This window comes from Deltaproteobacteria bacterium (genome assembly GCA_011375175.1).
GTDB lineage: Bacteria > Desulfobacterota > GWC2-55-46 > GWC2-55-46 > DRME01 > DRME01.
This window is the reverse complement of sequence record DRME01000086.1, coordinates 1-7,806: the sequence shown is the minus strand read 5'-3', so window position 1 is coordinate 7,806 and position 7,806 is coordinate 1. Positions and strand designations below refer to the sequence as shown.

The window sequence follows — 7,806 nt, the reverse complement described above, 5'->3', positions numbered from 1 at the left end:
CCCCCGCCTCTCCGGCCCGCGCCCTGTGCCGAGCCCCGCCTTCCGTATCGCTCAAGCCGCTCGGCGCAGGCGGCGCCGAAGCCGCCCCTTCCGCCCGCGCGCCGCCTCTCTCCCTCGAAGCCCGGCACGTCCACGACCGGTATCCTCCGTCCGATGAGGCGTTCTATGCCGCAGAGAAGCTCTCTCTCCTCGGCGCAGACCAGCGAGAGCGCCGTGCCGTTCGTACCCGCCCTGCCCGTTCTGCCTATGCGGTGCACATAGTCCTCGGGCACGTGGGGGAGCTCGAAGTTCACCACGTGGGGCAGGCGGTCGATGTCGAGGCCCCGGGCCGCTATGTCCGTGGCCACCAGGGTCCGCACCCTCCCTCTCTTGAAGTCCGAGAGCGCCCTGGTGCGCGCCGCCTGGCTCTTGTTGCCGTGTATGGCCGTTGCGCTCACGCCGTTTGCGGCAAGCTGGGCCGCAAGCCTGTTGGCGCCGTGCTTTGTGCGCGTGAAGACGAGCACCTGGCGCCAGTCGCCGCTCTTTATGAGGTGGGTGAGGAGGCTGCGCTTGCTGGAGCGGCGCACGCGGTGGACCACCTGCTCTACGAGGTCGGCCGTCTTCTCCCGCCCGGCCACCTCGATGAGCGTCGGCTCGCGGAGAAGCCCGTCGGCAAGCGCCCTCACCTCGTCGGTGTAGGTGGCCGAGAAGAGGAGGTTCTGTCGCCTTTTGGGCAGCAGGTCTATGATCCTCTTTATGTCGGGGAGAAATCCCATGTCGAGCATGCGGTCGGCCTCGTCGAGCACGAGTATCTCTATGCGGGAGAGGTCCACGGCCCCCTGTCCGAAGAGGTCGAGAAGCCTTCCCGGCGTGGCCGTCACTATGTCGGCGCCGCGGCGAAGCCCCGCTATCTGGGGGCCCGCGGCGACGCCGCCGAAGACGACCGCCGAGCGGAGCCTCATGTGGGCGCCGTAGACCCGCACGCTTTCGGCCACCTGGGCGGCGAGCTCCCTCGTGGGCGTCATGATGAGCCCCCTCGGGGCGCGGCGCGCCGCCCTGTTGCGGCCGAATATCTCGAGCATGGGCAGCACGAAGGCCGCCGTCTTGCCCGTGCCGGTCTGAGCCCCGGCCATAACGTCGCTGCCCCGCAGGACGGCGGGGATCGCCTCTTTCTGGATCGGGGTGGGCGCGGTGTAGCCCTGCCGCGCCACGGCGCGCAGCAGTTCGGCCCTGAGGCCGAGTTCTTCAAATGACATGAGAATACTCCCTGCTCCGCCTGCACAAGGTCATTGAGCCGATAATAGGCGGAATCGTTGAGGTTGTTTCGAAGTCTCCAGTGAGGTTGAAAGGGAAGGGAACCTGCAAGGAGGCGGGGCGCCCTATCGGATGACGCCCGTCGGTCTTTCACGGACCGCCCGGAAGCGACGCTCCAGCGGAGATCGCTTCCGTTGCGGTCCTTAGATGTTAGCATGAAACGGTCGGCTATGGAAGCCTTTTATTGCACTGAGGGAACCTTTTTGTAAAGGTGCAAGGACCTACGTTTCCCTGTCGGTCTGTCTCGGCGCGGCCGCGCCGAGGTGGCGCCTGCAAGGATATTTACTCCAACATTTTAGGAGGCTCCGATTGATTACTCCGAGGGCCTCTTCGGGGAATCGAAAGTTTTTGAAGGGGTCCGGGGAAACTTTTTTCAAAAAGTTTCCCCGGCGAAGTTCAGGTCGACCATGTGGTGCCGGTCGGTGTGTCCTTCAGGGTGACGCCCATTGCGGCCAGTTCGTCGCGGATGGCGTCGGCCCGCTTGAAGTCCTTGCGTCTTCTCGCCTCGGCCCGCTCGGCTATGAGCCGTTCTATCTCGGCCGCATCGACGGCGGCCTTTGCGCGGCGCTCGGCCCTGTACTCTTCGGGCGTGCGCGTGAAGACGCCGAGCACCGGCGCGAAGCGGGCTATCACGGTCCTCACCAGCGCAAGGGCCGCGCTCTCTTCGGCCGGGAGTCTTCCGCCCCTCGCGCCGTCGAGCATGCGGTTCATGACGGCTACGGCCTCGAATATGCGGCCTATGGCGGCGGCCGTGTTGAAGTCGTCGTCCATGGCGTCTTCGAGGGGCTTCAGCCGCAGGGCCGCAACGTCGTCGTCGACCGGCGCGTCGACGGCCTGGGGGCACTCGCGGGCGAGCCTTTCCATGGTGGTGTAGAAGCGTTCGAGTTTGGCCTCGGCCTCGCGCAGCGTCTCGGCGCTGTAGTCTATGGGCGAGCGGTAGTGGCTTGAGAGGAGAAAGAGCCTCAGCGCCTCGCCCGAGTGCTCCCTGAGGGCGTCGCGGATGTTGAGGATGTTGCCCAGCGACTTGCTCATCTTCTCGCTCTCGATGTTGACGAAGCCGTTGTGGAGCCAGTAGCGGGCAAAGGGCGAGCGGCCCGTCGCGGCCTCGCTCTGGGCTATCTCGTTTTCGTGGTGGGGGAAGACGAGGTCCTTGCCGCCGCCGTGTATGTCTATCTGCTCGCCCAGGTGTTCGAGACACATGGCCGAGCACTCGATGTGCCAGCCCGGCCGGCCCGGCCCCCAGGGGCTCTCCCAGGCCGGCTCGTCCGGCTTGCTCGCCTTCCAGAGGGCGAAATCGAGAGGGTCCTTCTTGCGCTCGTCCACCTCGATCCGCGCCCCGGCCTCGAGCTCGTCTATGCGCTTGCCCGATAGGGCGCCGTAGCTCTGGAAGCGGCGCACCGAGTAGAAGACGTCGCCGCCCGCCGCGTAGGCGTAGCCCTTGTCGATGAGGGTCTCTATGGTTGCGATGATCGTCTTTATGCTCTCCGTGGCCCTGGGCCTTATGGTGGGGAGCTCGACGCCGAGGGCGGCCATGTCCTCGTCGAAGGCCCTGATGTTCTCCTCGGCCAGGGCGCGCCAGTCGGTGCGGAGCTCGCGGGCGCGGTTTATGATCTTGTCGTCGATGTCCGTATAGTTGCGCGTGTAGGTGACGCCGTAGCCCCGGTAGCGCAGGTAGCGGAAGATTACGTCGAAGGCCACGGCGCTCCTGGCGTGTCCTATGTGGCTCAGGGCGTAGACCGTGGGTCCGCATACGTACATCTTCACGTCGTCCCTGTCGGCCGGCTCGAAGGGTTCCTTTGTTCCGGTCAGCGTGTTGTATACTCTTATGGTCATCTTTGGTTGCCTCGCCTGAGAGCTCTTTCCACCCTGCGCAGCGCCTCGGCCGCGCCGACGATCCCGATGAGGGTGGAGACGTCTACACCCGAGAGCCGGCCCGTGAGCGCCGCCCGCAGCGGCATGAAGAGTGATTTGCCCCGCAGCGCCGTGCGGCGCTTGAGGGCGTCCATTATATCTCCCGGCCGCCGGCCTTTCAACCCCTCGACGCCCCTGAGCCCGTCGGCGAAGGCGCGGAGCACGGCGGCGGCCTGCCCGCTATCGAGGAGGTCGGCGGCATCGTCTGTTTCCGGCCCGCCCTCGATTATCGGGGCGGCGAGCTCTTCGAGCTCTGCGACGGTGCGGGCCTCGCCCTTCAGGGCCTCGACGGTCCTTTCCACAAGGCCCCTGTCGGCCCCGGGGAAGCGGCCAGAGACGATGGCGGCGAGCCGCCGGGTGCCGGCCGCCGCCACGGCGAGCCTTCCGTAGTGCTCCAACCCCTTTGTGTCGAAGACCGACGGACTCCTTGACAGGCGCGAGGTGTCGAAGGCGGCGCTCATCTCTTCGAGGGTGAGGAGCCCTTCGCCCGGGGACCAGCCGAGCCTTGCAAGGGCGTTCACGACCGCTTCTGGGAGGTGGCCCGCCCGGCGCAGCGCGGGTATGGAGAGGTCCTTTCTGCGCTTGGAGAGCGGCCGGCCGTCTCTGTCGGTGACGAGCGGTATGTGGTGGTAGCGGGGGCGGCGCAGTCCGAGGGCGTCGAAGAGGAGCAACTGGCGCGCCGTGTTGGAGAGGTGGTCGTCACCCCTTATGACGTCGGTTATCTCCATGGATGCGTCGTCGATGACGACGGCGAGGTTGTAAGCGGCCGCTCCGTCGGAGCCGACGATGATGAAGTCGCCTATGTGGGCGCCGTCGAAGCTCATCTCGCCGTGGACGCCGTCGACGAAGCGGATCTCCGCGGGCTCGACGCGGAGGCGGACGGCGGGCTTGACGCCCTGGGGCGCTTGGTTTGCCGGAAGGTCGCGGCACCGGCCGTCGTAGCGGGGGGCGACACCCCTGGCGAGCGAGGCGCCGCGCAGCCGCTTCAGCCTCTCTTCGCTGCAGTAGCAGCGGTAGGCCCTCCCTTCGTCGAGGAGCCTTGCGGCGTAACGCCTGTATAGAGCGAGCCGCTCGCTTTGACGGTAGGGGGCGAAGGGTCCGCCCCTGCGCGGCCCTTCGTCCCAGTGGAGGCCGAGCCAGGCAAGCGAGTCGAGTATGTCGCCTTCGTACTCGGCGCGCGAGCGTGCGGCGTCGGTGTCCTCCATGCGGACGACGAAGGCCCCGCCAGCGCCCCTGGCGAAGAGGTAGTTGAAGAGCGCCGTCCTCGCCCCTCCCACGTGTAGGGGGCCTGTGGGGCTCGGCGCAAAGCGGGTTCTCACGGGGCGCGCTTCCACCGCTCAGTCCGTTGCGCCGCCGGCCGCCTCGACGAGCACGACGGCGCTGGCGGCTATGGCTTCGCCCGTGCCGGTGAAGCCGAGCCCCTCGGTGGTGGTGGCCTTTACGCTTACGCGGTCCACGTCCACGCCGGCCGTCTCGGCCATGGCGCGGCGCATCCCTTCTATGTAGGGCGCAAGGCGTGGGGCCTGGCAGACGACCGTGGCGTCCACGTTGGAGAGGACGTAGCCCGCCTCATGGAGAAGACGGCCGGTCCTTGCGAGAAGCTCGATGCTCGATATGTCCCTGTACTCCGGGTCTCCGGGGGGGAAGTGGCGGCCTATGTCGCCGAGGGCCGCCGCTCCGAGCATGGCGTCCATGACGGCGTGGACGAGCACGTCGGCGTCGGAGTGGCCGGCGAGACCGAGGTGGAAGGGTATCTCTACGCCGCCGAGAACGAGCGGCCGTCCCGTCACGAGCCTGTGGACGTCGTAGCCGTAGCCCACACGGAAGGCGGTGCTCATCGCCCCTCGCATTCACCTTTCTCTGCGTGGAGCCTTGCGGCCAGCAGGGCCTCGGCGACGGCGAAGTCGCAGGCCGTAGTCACCTTGATGTTGTCGTAGTCGCCGTCGACGATCCTCACCTGCGCGCCGAGCCTCTCCACCAGCATGGCGTCGTCGGTGCCCTTGACGCGCCCGGCGGCGGCCTCGCTGTGGGCGCGGTTGAGGAGATCGAGGCGGAAGGCCTGCGGCGTCTGCACGGCCCAGAGGTCCTCGCGCGGTATGGTGCGCACCACCACGCCGTCCCTCACCTCCTTCACCGTGTCCTTGACGGGCACGGCCGCCGTCGCCGCGCCGAAGAGCCGGCCGGCCATGACGACGTCCTCTATGAGGTCGGTCCTCACAAGGGGGCGGGCGCCGTCGTGGACGACAACACAGTCCCAGTCCTCCTCCCTCAGCCTCCTGAGCGCCCCGGCCACGGAGTCCTGGCGCTCCCTGCCGCCAGCTATGACCATGCGCACCTTGCCGAAGCCCTCCTTCTCCACTATCTCGTTCAGGCAGTACTCCACGTCGTCGCGGGCCGCCACGACCACCACGGCGTCGACGAGGTAGCAGCGCTCGAAGGCGTCGAGCGTCCAGGCGAGCGCCGGCCTGCCGCAGATGGGACGGTAGACCTTCATCCTGTCGCCGGCGCGCCGTCCCCTGCCGGCGGCAGGTATGACCGCAACGCTACGTATCTCTTCAGGCGCTTCCATCGGGGTATGGCAGTCCGTCTCCGTCACGGCCGCAAGAGGGCCGGAGAGGTGTCGCCGGCCGGGGCCGGTCCACTCTGTCCGCCCCGGCGGGTCCGCACGCAAAGACGTATGTGCCCGCCTCGTGAGCGCAAGGCCCCCGGGGCGGACAGGGCCTATTTTACGCCAGAGTGGAGGGCGTGTCGAGAGATTTCATGGGATCGCGCGGCGGGCGGCCCGTGAAGGAGGCCCGATGACCGGAGAGGCCGGGATCGTGGGGCCGGGGAGGCGGAGGCCGGGACGGCTCAACTCTCCATCAGGCGGTTGAGCTCTTCCTCGATCTTTTCCTGCTTTGCGTTCTTTGCGACGGCGATCTCGCGGACGAGGAGGTTCTTGGCCGTATCGAGCATCTTGCGCTCGCCGAAGGAGAGTTCCTTGTCTTCCTTGAGGAGGTAGAGGTCGCGCAGCACCTTGGCCACTTCCATGACGCAGCCGCTCTTGATCTTCTCGGTGTACTCGCGGTAGCGCTTGTTCCACGTCTGGTTGTCGGTGTCGAGGTCCTTCTTCTCCTTGAGGATGTTGTAGACCTTGGGAACCATGGTCTTCTTCACCACACGGCGCAGTCCCACCGACGAGGCGTTGTCCACCGGCACCAGTATGGTCGCCTCGCTGTCGAGCACTTTCAGGACGTAAAAGGTCTTTTCGGTCCCGAGCACATTCTTGTTCATGATGTCCTCGATGACCCCCACGCCGTGAGCGGGATAGACCGCCAGCTCACCCTTTTTGAAGATGGATTTGATGTCCTGTTTTGAGGTGGTCTTGGGCATGGCGTTCCTTTGGTTTAAGGTTAGGAAGGTCGGAAAAAGATGAAGACATGATACCATAAAAGACCGCTCAAGTCAAACCCCTTAGCGAGGGGGTAATGTCAAGCTTCCATTCTACACAGGAAGCTTGACATTACCCCAAAAGGCACCGCTACTCCTTTCTCTCTTCTCATTGACACACAACACTTGACGTTACCCGGAGAAGGGGCTGGCGCGACACCTCACGGCACCGTCAGGCGTCCCTCCAGGACCGTCACCGCGCGGCCTCCGACGGCGACCCGGCGACCCATGGACCGCACCGTGAGCTCGCCGCCCCGGCGGGATGCCTGGAAGGCCCTGAGCTCGTCGCGGCCGAGACGGCGGGCCCAGTAGGGCCCCAGGGCGCAGTGGGCCGAACCGGTGACGGGGTCCTCGTCTATGCCCGCCGCCGGCGCGAAGAAACGGCTCAGGAAATCCCACGGCGCCGCCGCGGCCCGGCAGGTGACGATGACCCCCCGGGTCTCCACACCGCGCAACGCCCCCATCTCCGGCGTCAGGGAGCGGAGTTCGCCCTCCGAGTCCACCTCGACGAGGTAGTCGAAACGGCCGCGGCCCACAAACAGCGGCTCCACCACGCCGAGGGCCTCGAGGAGCCCCTCGGGAGCTTCGGCCGCCCGCACCGGGTCCGCCGGCAGATCGAGCTCGATGATCCCGTCGCTTCGCGCGGCCCCGAGCCTTCCGCTGCGCGTATGGAAGGATATGGACGCCCCGTCGGCCGCAACCCCCTCCCGCCATAAGACATGGGCCGCGGCGAGGGTGGCGTGGCCGCAGAGATCGACCTCAGCCACGGGCGTGAACCACCGCAGCCCAAACCCTCCCTCCCGCCTGACGACGAAGGCCGTCTCCGAGAGATTCATCTCCGCCGCCACAAGCTGCATCAGAGAGCCATCAAACCCCTCACCGACGATGCAGACGGCGGCAGGGTTGCCCCGGAAGGGCTCGGACGTGAATGCATCAACCTGGTATACCGGTATCTCCATGAGTATGACCGTAACAGCGTGTCGACCCGTCCACGCAGATAATCCCTAAGGAAGCTCTGATTTTTTACGCTGGGGGAAACTTTCTGTAGAAAGTTTCCCCCAGACCCCCTTCAAAGACTTTCAATACGAGTTGGTTTCCCCCTGTTTTGCCAGGCAAAACAGGGGGAAACCAACTCGCATTAAAAGTTTTTGGAGGGAGTCTGAGGGAACCTTT

Annotated in this window: 7 protein-coding genes; all 7 read right to left on the bottom strand. The window is 66.2% G+C overall.

Annotated features, from left to right (window positions below; all coding sequences use genetic code 11):
- Window positions 1-1,235 (bottom strand): DEAD/DEAH box helicase (locus tag ENJ37_07540; GenBank protein ID HHL40342.1); only part of this gene is annotated, 1,235 nt, incomplete at its 3' end.
- A gap of 454 nt (window positions 1,236-1,689) precedes the next feature.
- Window positions 1,690-3,126 (bottom strand): cysteine--tRNA ligase, encoded by a 1,437-nt coding sequence (locus ENJ37_07535; GenBank protein HHL40341.1) that lies wholly within the window; start codon window positions 3,124-3,126, stop codon window positions 1,690-1,692.
- Window positions 3,123-4,538 (bottom strand): glutamate--tRNA ligase, encoded by a 1,416-nt coding sequence (locus tag ENJ37_07530; GenBank protein ID HHL40340.1) that lies wholly within the window; start codon window positions 4,536-4,538, stop codon window positions 3,123-3,125. The genes ENJ37_07535 and ENJ37_07530 overlap by 4 nt, the downstream gene beginning before the upstream one ends.
- A 3-nt stretch (window positions 4,539-4,541) precedes the next feature.
- Window positions 4,542-5,042 (bottom strand): 2-C-methyl-D-erythritol 2,4-cyclodiphosphate synthase, encoded by a 501-nt coding sequence (locus ENJ37_07525; GenBank protein HHL40339.1) that lies wholly within the window; start codon window positions 5,040-5,042, stop codon window positions 4,542-4,544.
- Window positions 5,039-5,773: a 2-C-methyl-D-erythritol 4-phosphate cytidylyltransferase gene (gene ispD / locus ENJ37_07520; protein ID HHL40338.1), complete on the bottom strand. Its 735-nt coding sequence runs from the start codon at window positions 5,771-5,773 to the stop codon at window positions 5,039-5,041. Before ispD ends, ENJ37_07525 begins: the two co-directional genes overlap by 4 nt.
- Before the next feature lie 281 nt (window positions 5,774-6,054).
- Entirely contained in the window at window positions 6,055-6,549 is a 495-nt protein-coding gene (locus ENJ37_07515) for a CarD family transcriptional regulator (protein HHL40337.1), read from the bottom strand.
- A 245-nt stretch (window positions 6,550-6,794) separates the two neighbouring features.
- Window positions 6,795-7,592, bottom strand: coding sequence for a PhzF family phenazine biosynthesis protein (locus ENJ37_07510; GenBank protein HHL40336.1), 798 nt, complete (start codon window positions 7,590-7,592; stop codon window positions 6,795-6,797).
- Window positions 7,593-7,806 lie beyond the last annotated feature (214 nt).